The sequence below is a fragment of the Dyella choica genome, assembly GCF_003977665.1.
GTDB classification, from domain to species: domain Bacteria; phylum Pseudomonadota; class Gammaproteobacteria; order Xanthomonadales; family Rhodanobacteraceae; genus Dyella_B; species Dyella_B choica.
This window is the reverse complement of sequence record NZ_RYYV01000034.1, coordinates 1-16,073: the sequence shown is the minus strand read 5'-3', so window position 1 is coordinate 16,073 and position 16,073 is coordinate 1. Positions and strand designations below refer to the sequence as shown.

The window sequence follows — 16,073 nt, the reverse complement described above, 5'->3', positions numbered from 1 at the left end:
CCTCAATGAAAATCCCGTGAGCGCGCATCCAGATCCGCCAACAGTCGGCTGAGATCGTGCAGCTTGCGTGCGATCAAATGGCTTACCCCGTCTACCGCCTCCCAGCGGCCCTCGACCGCCAGCAGACGCGCCTCCAGGTAAGGCCTGCGCTGGGTCTGCGCGATGTGGTTCCACACCACCACGTTCACATGACCGAACTCGTCTTCGAGGGTGATGAAGGTGACGCCGCTGGCGGTCTGCGGCTGCTGGCGCTGGGTCACCAAACCTGCGGTGCGCACCTGGGTGGCATGCGGCAGCTGCTGCAGGCTGCGCGAATCCAGATAGCGCTGCGCACGCAAGCGGCTGCGCAGCAGCTTTAGCGGATGAGGCCCAAGGCTCAGGCCGGTATGCGCGTAGTCGGCCGTCAGGTTCTCGCTCACTGTGGGCAGCGGCAAGACGATGTCCTGCTCGCGCGGACTGCTGCGGCCGAACAGCGGCAATTGCGTTTCCACGCCCGAGGTCAGCCACAAGGCACGATGACGGTGGCCAGCGAGCCCGCGCAAGGCGCCCGCGTCGGCAAGCAAGTCCTGGTGGCGCGCGTCCAGTTCGGCGCGCGCACAAAGATCGACGACATCGCGGAAAGCCGCCGTTTTACGCACTATCGCAATGCGCTGCGCCACCTTCTCGCTGCAGCCACGCAATTGGCGCAGCCCAAGGCGCAGGGCCAGCCCCTTCTTGCTATGCACATCGATCTCCAACGTGCAGTCCCAATCGCTGTAGCGCACATCCACCGGGCGAACGCGAATGCCGTTGCGCTGCGCATCCTGCACGATCTGGCTGGGGCCGTAGAAGCCCATAGGCTGCGCGTTAAGCAACGCACAGGCAAACATGGCCGGCTCATGGCATTTCAACCAGCTGCTGGCGTAGGCGATATTGGCGAAGCTGGCCGCATGGCTTTCCGGGAAACCGTAGCTGCCAAATCCCTTTATCTGATTGAAGATCTGTTCGGCGAACTCCAGCGTATAGCCTCTTGCCAACATGCCGCTGACGAGCTTTTCGTGGTGTTTCTCCATGCCGCCATGGCGTTTCCATGCTCCCATGGCCCGGCGCAACGAATCGGCTTCGCCTGCCGTATAGCCGGCCGCCACCATGGCCAGCTTCATCACCTGCTCCTGGAATAGCGGCACACCTTTGGTGCGCTCGAGCACCGGCTCCAGATCTTTCGATGGGTAGTCGACGGGTTCCGCGCCGCTTCGACGTCGCAGATAGGGATGCACCATGTCGCCCTGGATCGGACCTGGCCGCACGATCGCGATCTGGATCACCAGATCGTAATAGTTGGCCGGCTTCAGCCGCGGCAGCATCGCCATCTGTGCCCGGCTTTCGATCTGGAACACTCCGACGGTGTCGGCGCGCTGGATCATTTGGTACGTGGCGTGGTCATCCGACTCGATGGCGGCGATATCCAGGGTTTTGCCGCGGTATCGCTCCACCAATTTGAAACACTTGCGCAGACAGGTCAGCATGCCCAGCGCCAGGCAATCGACCTTGAGCAGGCCCATGCTGTCCAGGTCATCCTTGTCCCACTGGATGATCGTGCGATCGGGCATGGCCGCGTTCTCCACCGGCACCAGCTCATGCAGTGGCGCGTCGTGGATCACGAAGCCACCCACGTGCTGGCTCAGGTGGCGCGGCTTGCCGCGCAATTGCGCGGTCAGCTCAAGCAGCTTGCGCAGCACCGGCGCATCGGGATCGAAACCCTGCTCGCGCAGACGGTCGTGCAGGGAAGCATCGCCGAGGCGAAAGAAGCAGCGGCCGAGCTTGTCGATCTGGTCTTCGGGCAGCCCCAAGGCCTTGGCCACATCCCGTATCGCGCTCTTGCTGCGGTAGCTGATGACCGTGGCGGCAATGGCGGCGCGTTCGCGACCGTACTTTTTGTAGACGTACTGGATGACTTCTTCGCGCCGCTCGTGCTCAAAATCGACGTCGATATCAGGCGGTTCATCGCGCTCTATCGAAATGAAACGCTCCACCAACAGCTTCACCTTGCCCGGGTCGGCATCCGTCACGCCCAGCGCGAAGCACACGATGGAATTGGCCGCCGAGCCGCGCCCCTGGCAGAGAATGCCTTCACTGCGCGCGTAGCGCACGATGTCATGCACCGTGAGAAAGAAGGCTTCGTATTGCTTCTGCTCAATCAGCTGCAGCTCATGCTCGATCGTGACCTGATGCTCGGCCGGCACGCCTTGCGGCCAACGCCATGCCGCACCTTCGGCAACGAGATGGCGTAGCCATTGCACGGGCGTATGGCCCTGCGGCACCAGTTCCCTGGGGTACTGGTATTGCAAATCCCTTTTCAGGTCGAAGGTGCAGCGCCTGGCGATGCGCACGCTCTCGTCCAGCAAGGCCTGGGGATAGGTCTTTTCGAGCTTTGAACGGCGCCGCAGATGCCGCTCGCCATTGCGGAACAGCACGGCCCCGGCTTCGGCAATGGTCAGGTGCTGCCGAATGGCCGTCATCGTGTGCTGCAGCGGCAGGCAGCGGCGTATATGCATGTGCACGTCGCCACTGGCCACGCGAGGCAGTTGCAAGTCATCTCCCAGGGTTTCAAGTTCGGCAAGGCGGGCTTCGTCATTGCCTTCGCGATGCAGTTCGACCGCCAGCCAGGCGCGATCTGCGAAAACCTGCTTCACCCATGCACCCTGTTCACGCTCCGGCTCGCGCCCGGGTATCCACAGCACCAGCGTGCCGGGCGCACCATCGGCGAGATCCGCTTTGAACAGGCGATATTCGCCCTTCTCGGTAGCCCTTCGCCCCCGTGTGATCAGGCGGCATAGCGAGACATAGCCTTGCTTGTTTTCCGCCAGCAGCACCAGCTTAGGGCCATCGTCGAGCTGGATCTCGGTGCCGGCGATCAGCGGCAGCTTCGTATCGCGGGAAGCTTCCCAGGCGCGCACGATGCCGGCGAGGGAGCATTCGTCGGTAATCGCCAGCGCGCTGTAGCCGCAATCGTTGGCGCGCTCGAACAATTCGCGCGCACTGGACGCTCCACGCTGGAACGAGAAATCCGACAGGCAATGCAGTTCGGCGTAGTCGGTCATGCGAACCACCCGTGCAGCATCCAGCCGGTTTGCTCGCCTGGCGCGCAATAGGCCCAGGCGCGCTGCCCCTGTTCTGTTTCGACCATGTAGTAATCGCGGCGTACGGCTTCGTCGTCCCACCAACCGGTTTCCAATCGCTCGGGACCGGCAAGGATGCGCAGCACGCCGCGCAAGGGCACCGGTTTATCGAGCAACCAGGTAGGGCGTACACGCGGCTCGATGAAGTCTTCGTCTTGCCTGGCTATGCGTTGCGAGCGCTCGGGCCGCGGATCAGTAGTGGCCGCCCAGCGATACACCGCATGGTCGCCAAGCCGTGCGCGCAAGCGCTCGCACAATTGCTCCAATGGCAACGCGTTGGCAGGACGTTCGTCGAACAGATCGCGGCCGGCGGGAACGAAGCCGGGCAGATCGTCGGCGAGCAAGCGCAGCGACAGCACCGGCGCAGGCAATTGCACTCGCTCCAGGCGACCGCGTGCGGCTTCGAACAGCACGTTGGCATCGCGTTCGGGCGCAAGCATGCCGACCGCCACTTCAGTCGCCGTGCGCTCGCGATGTTCAAGCCGCAGGGCAAAGCGCTGTACGCCACCGTCGCGGCCGGAGAGATAGGCGGCAAGGTCGCCCGTCATGCGTTTGAGCGGAAAGACCAGCGAAGCGATGTTTTCCACCTCGTGCGAAAGCTCGATGCGCCAGTCCACCGCATCGGGCGGCACATGCAGTTCAAGCCCCGCCGGCATATCGCCCAGCAGGCGATCGATGTGCTGCAGCAGGCCGGCGCCAAAGCGCCGCTGCAGACCATCGCGCGGCATGTGCAATAACTGTCCCAGCCGGCGAATGCCCATGCGCGGCAATGCCTCCACGGCATGTTCGGGCAAACGGCTTTGGTGCAACGGCACCGCATCGAGCGCACGCTGCATCACTTCCCTGCTCAGGACGGCCACCCCATCATTCACGCCAGCAAGCACCTGCGCAGCATGCGGCGTGGGGGCGGCGGCGATGCGATGACGAAAACCCAGCTCGGTGAGATCACGGCGCAGATTGCGTTCCATCTTCGGCCAATCGCCCAACAGGCTACGGCTGCGGCTGATTTCCAGCACGATGGCCTGCGGCAGCAGGGCCACTTGCGAGCTGTAGCGATACGCCACGCCGGCGAGGAAACGCTGCCAGCGATCCTCTTCCGCAGCGTCGTAAGGAATGACCTCCAATTGCGCGAGCAGTGCCTGGGCTGCGCTCAGGCGCTGACCGACATACAAGCCTGCGGCCTGGGCGGATGGATTGGCTGCGGCAACACAACGCGCATTCGCAGGGCCGTCCACCAACACCAGCGGGGCGTCATCGATACGACGGCGAAGGACGCCATCCAGTGCCAAATGCGGCAAGCTTAGGCAGGCCCACAACATGGATGGCCACCATCACCCCTCCCCTGCTTGCAGGGGTTCGTGTCGATAGCCGTGCTGGGAGACAACAGGATTTGCCGTGCGCAGATCGAAGGGGATCGCCTGCACCGGCGCATTTCCACCCCGGCATTTACGCACCCAGATCAAAGGCTGCGGTAGCGCCGCAAGCTCCAGCCTCAACGCGGCCGGCGAAGCATTCGCCAGATGCCGGCGATCGCGAAATACAAAAGCCAATGCACGTCCCGTATCCGCCGCTACCTGCAGACGGCGCAGGCTGCGATCATCGGCCTGCTGCGGCCATGCCAGCACGGCGGCGCAACTACCGGAACGCAAGGCTTGCTCGGCGGCCCACAGCACGTGTTGCTCGTCCGCATCGACCATTTCCACGCGTTGCAGATGCACGCCTTGCTGCCGCCAGCCCATCGCGCAAGGCGCATACGGCGGCGCAATCAACATGACGGGGCGATGGCCTTGGCTGAGGCGTGCGAGGGTCGGCAACAGCAGACGCAATTCGCCGATGCCGTCGGCCGGCAACAGGATTTCCGTGAGGGCAGCCTCCGGCCAGCCGCGCGCCGGCAGTACCGCGTCGAGCATCGGCCAGCCGGTCGGCTGCCCGCCTTCGACCGGCGCGGCCGCGCTGCCACGCCACACCTGCCGGCCTTCCAGCAAGTTGGACAAAGCCAGCACCGTGCCCATCAGCCGCCCCTCACCAGACCTGCGAACAGTCCCTCGATGGCAAAGTCTTCAGTGGGATCGGGATCGATCGGCTGATAGCCGGGGCTGTTCGGTAGCAGGCGGATCACGTCGCCTTGCCAGTAGAGCCGCTTGATGGTGAAGCGATCGCCCGCCACGCGCGCCGCCACTACCTGGCCATGCCGCGCAACCGGTGTGGCGTGGACGGCCACCAGGTCGCCGTCCAGGATGCCTTCGTCACGCATGGAGTCGCCGATTACCCGTACCAGGTAGTCTGGTTGCAGGCGGAACAGCCAGCGCGAGACACGCAGGCTGCGCTCCACCCGTGCTTCGGAAAAGATCGGCTCGCCGGCGGCGATGCGGCCGACCAGGGGCAGTTCCAGGGTATCGGCGGCGAGCGGGTCTTCCTCGCGTACCAGCCGGATGCCGCGCGCGCGGTTGGGCTCGATCACCAGCCGGCCCTTGGCCTCCAGCGCGCGCACGTGCTTGAGCACCGCGCTTACGCTCGGAATGCCCATCGCCTGGCCGATTTCCTCCAGCGTAGGCACCTCCTCGCCGCGCTCCAGGCGCTCGCGGATGAAGGCGAGGATGTTGAACTGGCGGCTGGTGAGCTGGAGGGTCATGGCGCCATCTTTTCACCTTTTTAGGTGAAAATGAATCCCCCCCTCCCCTCCACCGCGTAGGCTGGGTTGCTAAACCCAGCATTGCCATGTTTGCAGCCCGCGCGATGCTGGGATTTTCATCCCAGCCTACGTCAAACCGGCTCCAGCCAGCCCCACTTGTCCTGGGTCTTGCCGTTGAACAGCCCGAAGTACAGCTCCTGCAGGCGACGGGTAAGGCGTCCGGCCTTGCCGCTGCCCACCTGCTTGCCGTCGATCTCGCGGATCGGGGTGATTTCGGCGGCGGTGCCGCACATCAGCACTTCGTCGGCCAGGTACAGGTATTCGCGCGGGATGTCGCGCTCCACCACTTCGATGCCGTCTTCGCGCGCCAGCACCTTGATGGTGTCGCGGGTGATGCCGGCGAGGATGGAGGCGCTGGCCGGCGTGGTGTGCAGCACGCCGTCGAACGCCAGGAACAGGTTTTCACCCGCGCCTTCGCTGAGCAGGCCGCTGGAGGCCAGGGCAATGCCTTCGCCGAAACCGAGGCGGCGTGCCTCACGCGCGATCAGCTGGCCGGAAAGATAGTTGCCGCCGGCCTTGGCGCCCGCCGGAATGGTGTTCGGCGCGAAGCGCTGCCAGCTCGATACGCAAGCGGTGATGCCCACTTCCAGCGCCTCCGGCCCCAGGTACGGGCCCATCGGCCAGGTGGCCACGGCGACATCGATCGGCGTTTCGGCGGAAAGCCCGAAACCGCCCAGGCCACGGTAGGCCACCGGGCGCAGGTAGGCGGCGGAGTAGCCGTTCTTGCGGATCACTTCGCGGCAGGCTGCAGCCAGCTGGTCCTGCGAATACGGCAGCACCATGTCGTAGATCTTGGCCGACTGATACAGGCGCTTTAAGTGATCGGTGAGGCGGAAGATCGCCGCGCCTTCCGGCGTGACGTAGCTGCGGATCCCTTCGAATATCGACGAACCGTAATGCAAGGCGTGCGACATCACGTGCGCGGTGGCGTCTTTCCACGGCTTGATCTCGCCGTTCTGCCAAATCCATTCGGGATACTGCTGGGCCATGGGGGATCTCCGGTGGGGATCGCCCATGATAACGTGCCGAATCTTTCGGCACCTTTCGCCTTTTGTTTTAACCGCCTTGCGGGCGCAGCCACACGCAGCCGGAACGATGCACCACGTCGAAATGGGTTTGCACGCTGGCGCCGCTGCCATCATCGGATTCGGTCTGCACGACCAGCGCTTCACCATGCGCGGGCGTCTGGTTGGGCGAGGCTGACAACGAAAGCGAGGAAGCATCGGCATCATCGTCATGATCGGAGGCCGATGAGGCCCCTCCGATGCTTTTCACCTCGATCAGCGGACGCGACATCAAGCGATTGAAGTAGCGGATGCCCGCGACCACTTCCTCTTTCCCGTCCCCGCTCCACAAGGTCAGGCCGGCAAGCCGATTGGGATTGCGCTCGGCGAAAGCGTCGATCACCGCCTGCTTGAGCTGTTTCAGGTCTGCCGCGCAAGTCACTGCGGCGGGTGCTTGCGCGGGCTGTTGTTCGACTGGCGCATGCACACTTGCTGCAGGTGCCGGCATGACCGGCTTGGCATTCAAGTCGGTGCAGACGCGATCCGTGAACACGGGAATGCCGTCCGCGCCCATGCAGCGGTGGATATCGCCCTGGGCTTTGGCGGCAGAGACAGTCAACAGCAGCAGCAGAAGCAAGGCTATACGCATCGGGCGAGCATAGCCCGATGCACGGTAAACATCAGTGCAGCTGATCAAGAACCGCGCGTGTCGCCTTCGTGCGATTCAGCGTGTAGAAATGCAGGCCAGGCGCACCGCCTTCCAGCAGGCGGCGGCACAGTTGCGCCACTACCTCCGCGCCCATCGCGCGAATGGATTCCACATCGTCGTAATACGCCTGCATGCGCTTGGCGATCCAGCGAGGGATCTCTGCGCCGCAGGCATCGGAGAAACGCTTCAGCTGCGCGTAATTGGAGATCGGCATGATGCCCGGCACGATCGGCACCGACACGCCCAGGCGCCGCACGTCGTCGACGAAACGGAAATACGCATCCGCATTGAAGAAGTACTGCGTGATGGCGCCGTTCGCGCCGGCATCGATCTTCGCCTTGAAATGCTTGAGGTCGGCATGGACGTCCTCCGCCTGCGGATGCATCTCCGGATACGCTGCCACTTCGATATGGAAATGCTCTCCGCAATGCTCGCGGATGAAGCGCACCAGCTCGGCGGCATAACGGAAATCACCCGGCGAGGCCATGCCCGAGGGTAGATCGCCGCGCAGCGCCACGATGCGCCGGTAGCCGGCGGCACGATAGATATCGAGCAGATCGGCGATTTCCTTGCGGGTGCCGCCCATGCAAGACAGGTGCGGCGCCACCTCCAGTCCATGCTGCCGGTGCAGCCGTGCCACCGTTTCGCTGGTGTAGCTCAGGGTGGAGCCGCCGGCGCCGAATGTCACGGAGACATACTCGGGCTTGAGCCCCTTCAGCTCCTTGGCGGCCTTGTCGAGCTGGGCGCGCTGTTCGTCGGTCTTGGGCGGAAAGAATTCGAAGCTGATGGCCGGCATGGGCTGAGGATCCTTGCGTCAGGCCGACAGTATATATCTCTTATTCGGGATGAAAAGATATATTGCCGCTTCCAGGGTACCCCGGCTCACCATGGCGCAATCTCCGGGACAACTCTTCGCCCCCGGCACGGGCTGACACTACGCACACCGGTCTGTCATCATCGCCGGATTGTGTCGCTCGCAGGGCGGCCGTTCATTGGCTTCAAGGGAGTCCTCAATGTCTTCTTCCAACGCGATCCGCCGCGATGTGGGCCCGTTTGCCCTCATGCTCACCGGCCTGGGCTCGATCATCGGCTCCGGCTGGCTGTTCGGCGCATGGAAGGCGGCCGGCCTGGCGGGTCCAGGCGCCATTTGGGCATGGGTATTGGGCGCGGCGATCATCATGACCATCGCGCTCACCTATGCCGAACTGGGAGCGATGTTCCCCGAATCCGGCGGCATGGTGCGCTACGGCCATTATTCGCACGGCTCGCTGGTCGGCTTCATTGCCGCCTGGGCGAACTGGATCGCGATCGTGTCGGTGATTCCGGTGGAGGCCGAAGCCTCGGTGCAGTACATGGCCTCATGGCCGTGGGCCTGGGCGCAGGATCTGTATCACGTCACCGATGGCGTGGGCGAGTTGAGTCACAACGGCCTCGCCATCGCCGCGGTGCTGGTGATCATCTACTTCCTGCTCAATTTCTGGAGCGTGAAGCTGTTCGCGCACTCCAACACCGCGATCACCGTGTTCAAGCTGATCGTGCCGGCGGCGACTGGCCTGGCGTTGATCGCCAGCGGATTCCATCCGGAGAATTTCTCCGTCGGCATCCAGGGCGACAAGCACGGGATCGATTTCGCCGCCGTGCTTACCGCGGTGGCCACGGCAGGCATCGTTTTCAGCTTCAACGGCTTCCAAAGTCCAGTGAACCTGGCCGGCGAGGCACGCAATCCGGGCCGCAGCATTCCGTTCGCGGTGATCGGCTCGATCCTGCTCGCCACCGTGGTGTACGTGATCCTGCAAGTCGCCTATCTCGGCGCGGTGCCGCAGGAGATGCTGGCGAAGACCGGCTGGCACGGCATCAACTTCCGTTCACCGTTCGCGGAACTGGCGATCATCATCAACCTGCATTGGCTAGCGATGCTGCTGTATGTGGATGCGTTCATCAGCCCCAGCGGCACCGGCATGACGTACACCGCCACCACCGCGCGCATGATCTACGGCATGGAACGCAACGGCACACTGCCGAAGATCCTCGGCCAGGTGCATCCGACCTGGGGCGTGCCGCGTCCGGCGATGTGGTTCAACCTGGTGGTGTCGTTCCTGTTCCTGTTCTTCTTCCGCGGCTGGGGCACGCTGGCGGCGGTGATCTCGGTGGCGACGATCATTTCCTATCTGACCGGCCCGGTGAGCGTGATGACGCTGCGCCGCACCGCCACGGAATTGCATCGCCCGTTGCGCGTGGCCGGCTTGCCGATCCTGGCCGGCGTCGCCTTCATCATGGCGACGGAACTGCTGTATTGGGCGAAGTGGCCGCTGACCGGCGAAATCATTCTGCTGATGGTGGTGGCCTTGCCGGTGTATCTCTACTACCAGGCCAAAGCGGGCTGGCACGATTTCGGCCGCCATTTGAAAGGTGCATGCTGGCTGATCGTCTACCTGCCCACCATCGCGATCGTGTCATGGCTGGGCAGCACGGCCTTCGGCGGTCGTGGCTATCTGACCTACGGCTCGGATCTGGTCGTGGTCGCCGTGATCGGACTGGTGTTCTATTTGTGGGGCGTGAAGTCCGGCTGGCGCACGCCGGCGGTGGAAGCTGCCCGGGATATGGCGCACCTGCATCCGGACCTGCCGCTGGTGCCGCCGGATGAGGAAGCCGCCGAACGTATCGTGCACCGCTAATGGCAGCATGAGCCACCTTCACGATGTCGCTCAAGTGGAGGTGGCAAGCGGCGTGTTTTACTGCATCTTGGCCAATCTGCCATGCAGATCGACATCGAATGACGAATAGGAAAAGTGGCATTCGTAGGTATGGGTCTTGCCTTGACCAAGTAGGGTATTGATCAAGGCATCGGAACGCGCTTCCTTCTCGCCTTTGGAAGTAGTCGTAACGATATCCACTACGGCATCGGCATGCGCCGCTTTGGCCTGGTCCTGCAGCTTGATCAATGCTCCTTCGAGTGCCGCGGCGCAGCGGATCTTTTCGTCGTCGGTGGTGCTGTTGCCTGACTGGCTATCAAGGGCATAGACGTAATTGTCGATGACCTGCAGCTTGCCGGCGGGGTGCATGCCGGCGAGATAGAACTTCACGCTGCCGTCGAGTTTGCCACTTTGTTGAGCTTGGGCGACGACCTTGTCGAAGGGTAGCCGGTAAAAACGTTCGACCGCGTGTCCTCTCGGAAGTGAACTCTTTGTCGTACTGGCCGGCTTATCGGTGGTCGAACTCACCGAGCTGTCTGTTGACGTACTAGCGGGCTTGCGCACTGTCGTACTCGTGCGCTTGTGCGGAGTTGTTGTGCAACTGCCGGTGATGGACGGAGAAACAAAGCTGACGGCCGCGCTGCTTATCGCCGAGATCGACAGCGCAGACAACGCACCAAGGCGCAGATATTTAGCCCGCATGCAGACCGCTCCCCCTCGATGACCCCAGAAGCGGGCAAGCTTAGGGAATGGTCGACGGGAACGGAAGGCATACATGCGCCTGGCCCAGTCCGAAACAGGGGCGGGTCAGCGCGTAGGCTGGAATGACAATCCCAGCATCGCGTGTGCTCCATACATAGCGATGCTGGGTTTCACAACCCAGCCTACGATTGCCATCCCAGCCTGCGCGTTCAACCCAACGACAGAATGTCGCCCAGCAAAGCCTGGGCGGTGACTTCGGGGCCGGCCCCCGGCCCTTGAATCACCAGCGGCTGAGTGTGGTAGCGCGTGGTGGTCAAGGCAAACTGATTGTCTGTACCGTACAGACGCGCTGCCGGATGGGTCAGCGGCACTTCGGTAATCCCCACGCGCGCACGGCCGCGCTGATTGAGCCGCGCCAGGAAACGCAGCACCTGGCCACGCGCACGCGCCGCTTCATGCAGGGCAGCCAGCGGCTCGTCCAGTTCTTCCAGACGGGCAAGGAAGGCTTCGGTGGAAAGCTCGCGCAGGCTCTCCGGCACCAGGCTTTCCACCACCACTTCGTCGCTGCCCAAGGCGAAACCGGCATTGCGGGCAAGGATCAGCAGCTTGCGCGCCACGTCCTCGCCGGACAGATCAGAGCGCGGGTCCGGCTCGGTGTAGCCAAGCTTGCGCGCGTCGCGCAGCAGCTCGGAGAACGGACGGCTACCGTCATAGCTGTTGAACAGATAGGAAAGCGAACCGGAAAACACGCCTTCCAGCGTAAGAAGGCTGTCGCCGCAGTCGCGTAGCCGGCGCAACGTGGACAGCACCGGCAAGCCCGCGCCCACCGTAGCGGAGTCGCCATAACGCCCACCCGCGGCGCGCGCAGCCTGCAACGCACGCCAGCCTGGGAGCTGTCCACCGGCCAATGATTTGTTGGCGGTGACGACGTGATAGCCGCGAGCCAGCCAATCGGCATGGCGTGAAGCCAGCTCGACCGATGCGGTGGCATCGACGACCACTTTCAGTGCCGCATGATGGTCATCCAGCGCCGACAGCAGGGCTGCATCGTCGCGCGGCGCACCTTCGCGTTTGAGCCGCTCGCGTAAATCGCGTGCCGCAAGTTGCGCTGCCTCGGTCTGCTGCTTGCGAGAGTTCGCCGCGCCGACCAGATGCAACCGCTTTGCCACCGGTGTGCGAAGCAGTTTGAGAAATGCACCGCCTACTACGCCCGTGCCGAGCAAGACCAGTGCAGCTTCCTGCGGCGCAACCGCGGCTGATTTGGTAACGATCGCCTCGGCCAGCACCGCGCTCATGCGATCACCCGGCGTTTCGAGGCGTTCTCCGTCACGACTTGCGCACGGTGCAAACCTGCTTCGAGATCACGCAACAGGTCATCGCCGTCCTCGATGCCGATCGACAGCCGCAGCAAGGTGTCGGCAATGCCAGCGGCGCGACGTGCTTCCGGCGCCATCGCGGCATGCGTCATCGACGCCGGATGCGCAACCAGGCTTTCAACGCCACCGAGCGATTCGGCCAGCGAGAAGTAATCCAGGCCATCCACGAAGGCTTCGATCTGTGCAACGTCGCCGTGCAATTCGAAACTCAGCATGCCGCCGAAGCCTTGCTGCTGGCGCCCGGCCAGCGCATGACCCACATGCTGCTGCAGGCCTGGGTAATACACCTTGCGTACCGCATCATGCTGTTCCAGATGCGCCGCGATGCGTTCGGCGTTTTCCTGGTGCTGACGCAGACGTACACCAAGCGTACGCAGGCCACGCAGCGTGAGAAAGCTGTCGAACGGCGCGCCGGTAAGGCCATTGCAATTACCCCACCATTTCAGTTGTTCGGCCACGGCGGCGTCACGGGCCACCACGGCACCGCCCACGACATCGCTGTGGCCGTTGATGTATTTGGTGGTCGAATGCACGACTACGTCCGCACCCAGCGCAAGCGGCTGCTGCAACGCTGGCGAAAGGAAGGTGTTGTCCACCACCACCAGGGCACCGACAGCGTGCGCAGCCTGCGCCACATGGCGGATGTCGGTAATGCGCAACAGTGGATTCGATGGCGTCTCCACCCACACCAGGGCCGGCTTCAATGCGAGGCCTTCGGCCAATGCATGGTTGTCGGTGAGATCGGCAAAGCGGACTCTGAAACGTCCCTTCTTCGCCCAAGCGTCGAGCAAGCGCCACGTGCCACCGTAGCAATCATGTGCCGCCAGCACGGTGGCGCCCGCAGGAACCAGTTCCAATGCCAGGGCAACAGCAGCCATGCCGCTCGCGGTGATGACAGCACCGGCGCCTTGTTCGAGTTCGGCCAAGGCATTGCCGAGCAGGTCGCGCGTGGGATTGCCGCTGCGCGAATAGTCATAGGCGCGCTTGCCGCCCAAACCCGTAAAGCTGTAGTTGGTGGACAGATGCAACGCCGGCACGACAGCACCGTGTTGTGTATCCGATTCAATGCCAGCACGCACGGCGCGAGTGCTGGCGGAGGTTTCCTTGGACGTATCAGCACACATGGGTTCAAGCTCCACAATGACAGGAGACGGCCTGGCGCAGCAGCGGCGCCAGTTTGTTGGTTTCCTTCAGGAACGCATCGTGGCCGTAGGGCGAATCGACCACTTCCAGCGTGGCCGAACCACACAGGCGGCGCTGCAGTTCGCACAGATCGGCCAGCGGCACCAGGCGATCGGAAGGAAAACCGATCAACGTGGCCGGCACGCTGACCGATTCCGGCGCGACGTCGTGCAGATCGATGGATTCGGAGAGCGCCAGAAATCGTTCCAGATCGAAACGCTGGACGAAACTGCGCCCGGCGTGTTCGAGGTAGTCCTCGACCGGGAAATGGAAGCGGCCTTCACGGTAATCGGGCGCGCCGGCAAAGCGGCGCGCAAATTCCTCGTTGCCGCGATAGGTAGTCATCGCCAGCTGGCGTGCCAGCGCAAGGGCTTCATTGATCTGGCCGGAAGCCTGGCCCAGGCGCAGGATCTGGCGCTGGATCGCACGCTGCGCGGTGGCCATCGGATGCGCGCGATGCGCACCCGCCAGCAGAATCAGCTTCTCCAGTTTGTTCGGATGGCGTGCGGCGAAGGCAAGGGCAGTCATCGCGCCGTAGGAAGAGCCGACGAAGGCAGCTACGCGGCCGATGCCCAGCGCGGCGACCAACGAAGCCAATGCATCGGCCTGATCTTCGCTGGAGATCGCACGCGGCCTGCTATCGAAATCCGCATGCGTCAACCAGTCGATACTGAGCACGCGACAATGCGCCAGGTCGATGGCCCGGCCGTGCCCCACCAGCTCGGACCACCAGCCGGGCTGGCCCTGCTCGGTACCAGCCACGTGGCGATCCGCGGAGATGCCGCCCTGCACGATGATCGTGGGAGCATCCGGTGCACCCGTCCATTGGTAGCGCACGACCAGCTCGCTGGCGCCATGACCATACTTCGGCTGCAGGCTGAGGTGGCGGGAGCTGCGCTGTGCAGTAAGCGTGCCGCGCGCGTGCGTGGGCACGACCACGGCCGCGGGACAATCTTCGAGGGAGGAATTGGCGAGGTGGGGCATCTTCGATTCTCCGTTTGCATCGCCCTGCGGAGAACCGAATGAAGAGTTGCCGCCAGATAAAGCCATGCATTGCATGGACTGACGACATCCCATCTCTCGGTCGACGCTTAAGCGCCCCGCAGGAGTTGGCACCGTTGCAGGTTTGATCCTGCAGGTTGCCCCGGCTTCAAAGGGCCTGTCCCTCCGCCGGTCTCGATGAGTGGAATCGACTATACATACAGCATTTTTTAGCGTCAATGGCCGTTTAGACGTCTAAACGTAAAAACACCCCGAAAGCACGGCGAATTTTGCCCATATGGGAAAAGACCATATGCCCGCGTCAATGCAACGGAACGATGGATGGCAGACCGGCGGACTCGCGCTATCCTCGCGGTGAGTGCCATTAGAGATTCCAAGCCGGCCCCATGAGCATCCTGCGCGATCTTTCCTCGGCCGTAGGCCATACCCCTCTGCTGCGCCTTCGCCATGCCTCGGAACTGACCGGCTGCGAGGTGCTCGGCAAGGCCGAATTCCTCAACCCGGGCGGCTCGATCAAGGACCGTACCGCCCTGGGCTTGATCCTGGATGCCGAGCGCCGGGGCCTGTTGCGTCCAGGGGCCACCATCGTGGAGGGCACAGCGGGCAATACCGGAATCGGGCTGGCCCTGATCGGGGCCAGCCGGGGCTATCGCTCGGTGATCTTCATGCCGGAAACACAGAGCCGGGAAAAGATTGACGCCTTGCGCATAGCCGGCGCCGAAGTGCGGCTGGTGCCGGCGGTACCCTTCAAGGATCCCAGGCATTACGTCCATATCGCCCGCGCCTACAGCGAAAGCCTGAACGAGCAGACGCCGGGCAGCGCCTGGTTCGGCAACCAATTCGACAATACCGCCAATCGCGACTGGCACGAGGCAACCACCGCGCTGGAGATCTGGGAGCAGACGGAGGGCAAGGTCGACGGCTTCGTCTGCTCGGCGGGGACGGGTGGAACCCTGGCCGGCGTCGGTCGGGCACTGAAAGCTCGCAAGCCGGCGGTGCAGATCGCGCTTTCCGATCCCACCGGCTCGGCGTTGGCCAACTACGTCAATTGCGGCGAACTGGTCGCGGAAAGCAGCTCCATCAGCGAAGGCATCGGCTCCAGCCGCATTACCGCGAATTTCCAGGATGCACCGATCGATCTGGCCTGGTCGATTCCGGACCAGGAGTCGGTGCCTTTGCTGCATCAGCTGTTACGAGAAGAGGGCTGGTGTGTCGGCGGTTCCAGCGGCGTGAACCTGGCCGGTGCGGTCCGGCTGGCGCAAGCGCTTGGGCCCGGACACGCCATCGTGACCATCCTGGCCGATGCCGGTACGCGCTATCAGGCCAAGCTGTTCAATCCTCCGTTCCTGCGCGAGAAAGGCATTCCGGTGCCGGAATGGTTGGATCAGTCGTTCGGTGGATGAAGCGACTTGCTGCGGATTAGGCTGGGATGGCAACCCCGCCTACGTTGGGCGCGTTACAAAGCAAAACACCTTCCCGGATGGGAAGGCGTTTTAGGGATAAAGCCCCTGGCGGTGACCTGTTGCGGGTGCGCCGAGGCGCGTAAAGAAAAAAC

13 protein-coding genes and 1 riboswitch are annotated in these 16,073 nt (G+C 63.4%); of the genes, 2 read left to right on the top strand and 11 right to left on the bottom strand.

The window, feature by feature from the left end; translation table 11 throughout:
• Window positions 1-2: 2 nt before the first annotated feature.
• The 7 genes from EKH80_RS22520 to metF all read right to left on the bottom strand — a co-directional run bounded on the left by EKH80_RS22520 (window position 3) and on the right by metF (window position 8,359).
• Entirely contained in the window at window positions 3-3,080 is a 3,078-nt protein-coding gene (locus tag EKH80_RS22520; RefSeq protein WP_126687053.1) for an error-prone DNA polymerase, read from the bottom strand.
• Window positions 3,077-4,477 (bottom strand): Y-family DNA polymerase, encoded by a 1,401-nt coding sequence (locus EKH80_RS22515; RefSeq protein ID WP_126687052.1) that lies wholly within the window; start codon window positions 4,475-4,477, stop codon window positions 3,077-3,079. The genes EKH80_RS22520 and EKH80_RS22515 overlap by 4 nt, the downstream gene beginning before the upstream one ends.
• A gap of 12 nt (window positions 4,478-4,489) precedes the next feature.
• Window positions 4,490-5,170, bottom strand: a complete 681-nt coding sequence (gene imuA, locus EKH80_RS22510) for a translesion DNA synthesis-associated protein ImuA (protein ID WP_126687051.1) — start codon at window positions 5,168-5,170, stop codon at window positions 4,490-4,492.
• Window positions 5,170-5,790: a transcriptional repressor LexA gene (gene lexA, locus EKH80_RS22505; protein WP_126687050.1), complete on the bottom strand. Its 621-nt coding sequence runs from the start codon at window positions 5,788-5,790 to the stop codon at window positions 5,170-5,172. Before lexA ends, imuA begins: the two co-directional genes overlap by 1 nt.
• A gap of 131 nt (window positions 5,791-5,921) precedes the next feature.
• Complete coding sequence (locus tag EKH80_RS22500; protein WP_126687049.1) at window positions 5,922-6,839, bottom strand: branched-chain amino acid transaminase; 918 nt, start codon at window positions 6,837-6,839, stop codon at window positions 5,922-5,924.
• A 67-nt stretch (window positions 6,840-6,906) separates the two neighbouring features.
• Window positions 6,907-7,503, bottom strand: coding sequence for a DUF4124 domain-containing protein (locus EKH80_RS22495; protein ID WP_126687048.1), 597 nt, complete (start codon window positions 7,501-7,503; stop codon window positions 6,907-6,909).
• Between the two features lie 31 nt (window positions 7,504-7,534).
• Window positions 7,535-8,359, bottom strand: coding sequence for a methylenetetrahydrofolate reductase [NAD(P)H] (gene metF / locus EKH80_RS22490; RefSeq protein ID WP_126687047.1), 825 nt, complete (start codon window positions 8,357-8,359; stop codon window positions 7,535-7,537).
• Window positions 8,360-8,576: 217 nt separating this feature from the next.
• Here metF and EKH80_RS22485 point away from each other — a divergent pair, with 217 nt between their 5' ends.
• A complete protein-coding gene (locus tag EKH80_RS22485; RefSeq protein ID WP_126687046.1) occupies window positions 8,577-10,238 on the top strand; it encodes an APC family permease in 1,662 nt (553 codons plus the stop codon).
• 57 nt (window positions 10,239-10,295) lie between these two features.
• Here EKH80_RS22485 and EKH80_RS22480 read toward each other — a convergent pair whose 3' ends face one another.
• The 4 genes from EKH80_RS22480 to metX form a co-directional block, all read right to left on the bottom strand.
• Window positions 10,296-10,958 carry a hypothetical protein gene (locus EKH80_RS22480; protein ID WP_126687045.1) on the bottom strand — a complete coding sequence of 221 codons (663 nt, stop codon included), beginning with the start codon at window positions 10,956-10,958 and terminating at the stop codon, window positions 10,296-10,298.
• A gap of 209 nt (window positions 10,959-11,167) precedes the next feature.
• A complete protein-coding gene (locus tag EKH80_RS22475) occupies window positions 11,168-12,253 on the bottom strand; it encodes a homoserine dehydrogenase family protein (RefSeq protein WP_126687044.1) in 1,086 nt (361 codons plus the stop codon).
• The gene (gene metB, locus EKH80_RS22470) at window positions 12,250-13,458 is read right to left on the bottom strand and encodes a cystathionine gamma-synthase (protein WP_126687043.1); all 1,209 of its coding nucleotides are present in this window, start codon (window positions 13,456-13,458) and stop codon (window positions 12,250-12,252) included. Before metB ends, EKH80_RS22475 begins: the two co-directional genes overlap by 4 nt.
• 4 nt (window positions 13,459-13,462) lie before the next feature.
• Window positions 13,463-14,500 carry a homoserine O-succinyltransferase MetX gene (gene metX, locus EKH80_RS22465; RefSeq protein WP_126687042.1) on the bottom strand — a complete coding sequence of 346 codons (1,038 nt, stop codon included), beginning with the start codon at window positions 14,498-14,500 and terminating at the stop codon, window positions 13,463-13,465.
• An 86-nt stretch (window positions 14,501-14,586) separates the two neighbouring features.
• Window positions 14,587-14,702: riboswitch (SAM riboswitch) on the bottom strand.
• A gap of 202 nt (window positions 14,703-14,904) precedes the next feature.
• Between metX and EKH80_RS22460 the strand changes: the two genes are divergently transcribed.
• On the top strand, window positions 14,905-15,921 hold the full coding sequence (locus EKH80_RS22460) for a cysteine synthase A (RefSeq protein ID WP_126687041.1): 1,017 nt from the start codon (window positions 14,905-14,907) through the stop codon (window positions 15,919-15,921).
• Window positions 15,922-16,073 lie beyond the last annotated feature (152 nt).

Coding starts and splice junctions, on each gene's coding strand:
- EKH80_RS22520 (WP_126687053.1), bottom strand. CDS start 3,080: ATGACCGACTACGCCGAACTGCATTGCCTGTCGGATTTCTCGTTCCAG.
- EKH80_RS22515 (WP_126687052.1), bottom strand. CDS start 4,477: ATGTTGTGGGCCTGCCTAAGCTTGCCGCATTTGGCACTGGATGGCGTC.
- imuA (WP_126687051.1), bottom strand. CDS start 5,170: ATGGGCACGGTGCTGGCTTTGTCCAACTTGCTGGAAGGCCGGCAGGTG.
- lexA (WP_126687050.1), bottom strand. CDS start 5,790: ATGACCCTCCAGCTCACCAGCCGCCAGTTCAACATCCTCGCCTTCATC.
- EKH80_RS22500 (WP_126687049.1), bottom strand. CDS start 6,839: ATGGCCCAGCAGTATCCCGAATGGATTTGGCAGAACGGCGAGATCAAG.
- EKH80_RS22495 (WP_126687048.1), bottom strand. CDS start 7,503: ATGCGTATAGCCTTGCTTCTGCTGCTGCTGTTGACTGTCTCTGCCGCC.
- metF (WP_126687047.1), bottom strand. CDS start 8,359: ATGCCGGCCATCAGCTTCGAATTCTTTCCGCCCAAGACCGACGAACAG.
- EKH80_RS22485 (WP_126687046.1), top strand. CDS start 8,577: ATGTCTTCTTCCAACGCGATCCGCCGCGATGTGGGCCCGTTTGCCCTC.
- EKH80_RS22480 (WP_126687045.1), bottom strand. CDS start 10,958: ATGCGGGCTAAATATCTGCGCCTTGGTGCGTTGTCTGCGCTGTCGATC.
- EKH80_RS22475 (WP_126687044.1), bottom strand. CDS start 12,253: ATGAGCGCGGTGCTGGCCGAGGCGATCGTTACCAAATCAGCCGCGGTT.
- metB (WP_126687043.1), bottom strand. CDS start 13,458: ATGTGTGCTGATACGTCCAAGGAAACCTCCGCCAGCACTCGCGCCGTG.
- metX (WP_126687042.1), bottom strand. CDS start 14,500: ATGCCCCACCTCGCCAATTCCTCCCTCGAAGATTGTCCCGCGGCCGTG.
- EKH80_RS22460 (WP_126687041.1), top strand. CDS start 14,905: ATGAGCATCCTGCGCGATCTTTCCTCGGCCGTAGGCCATACCCCTCTG.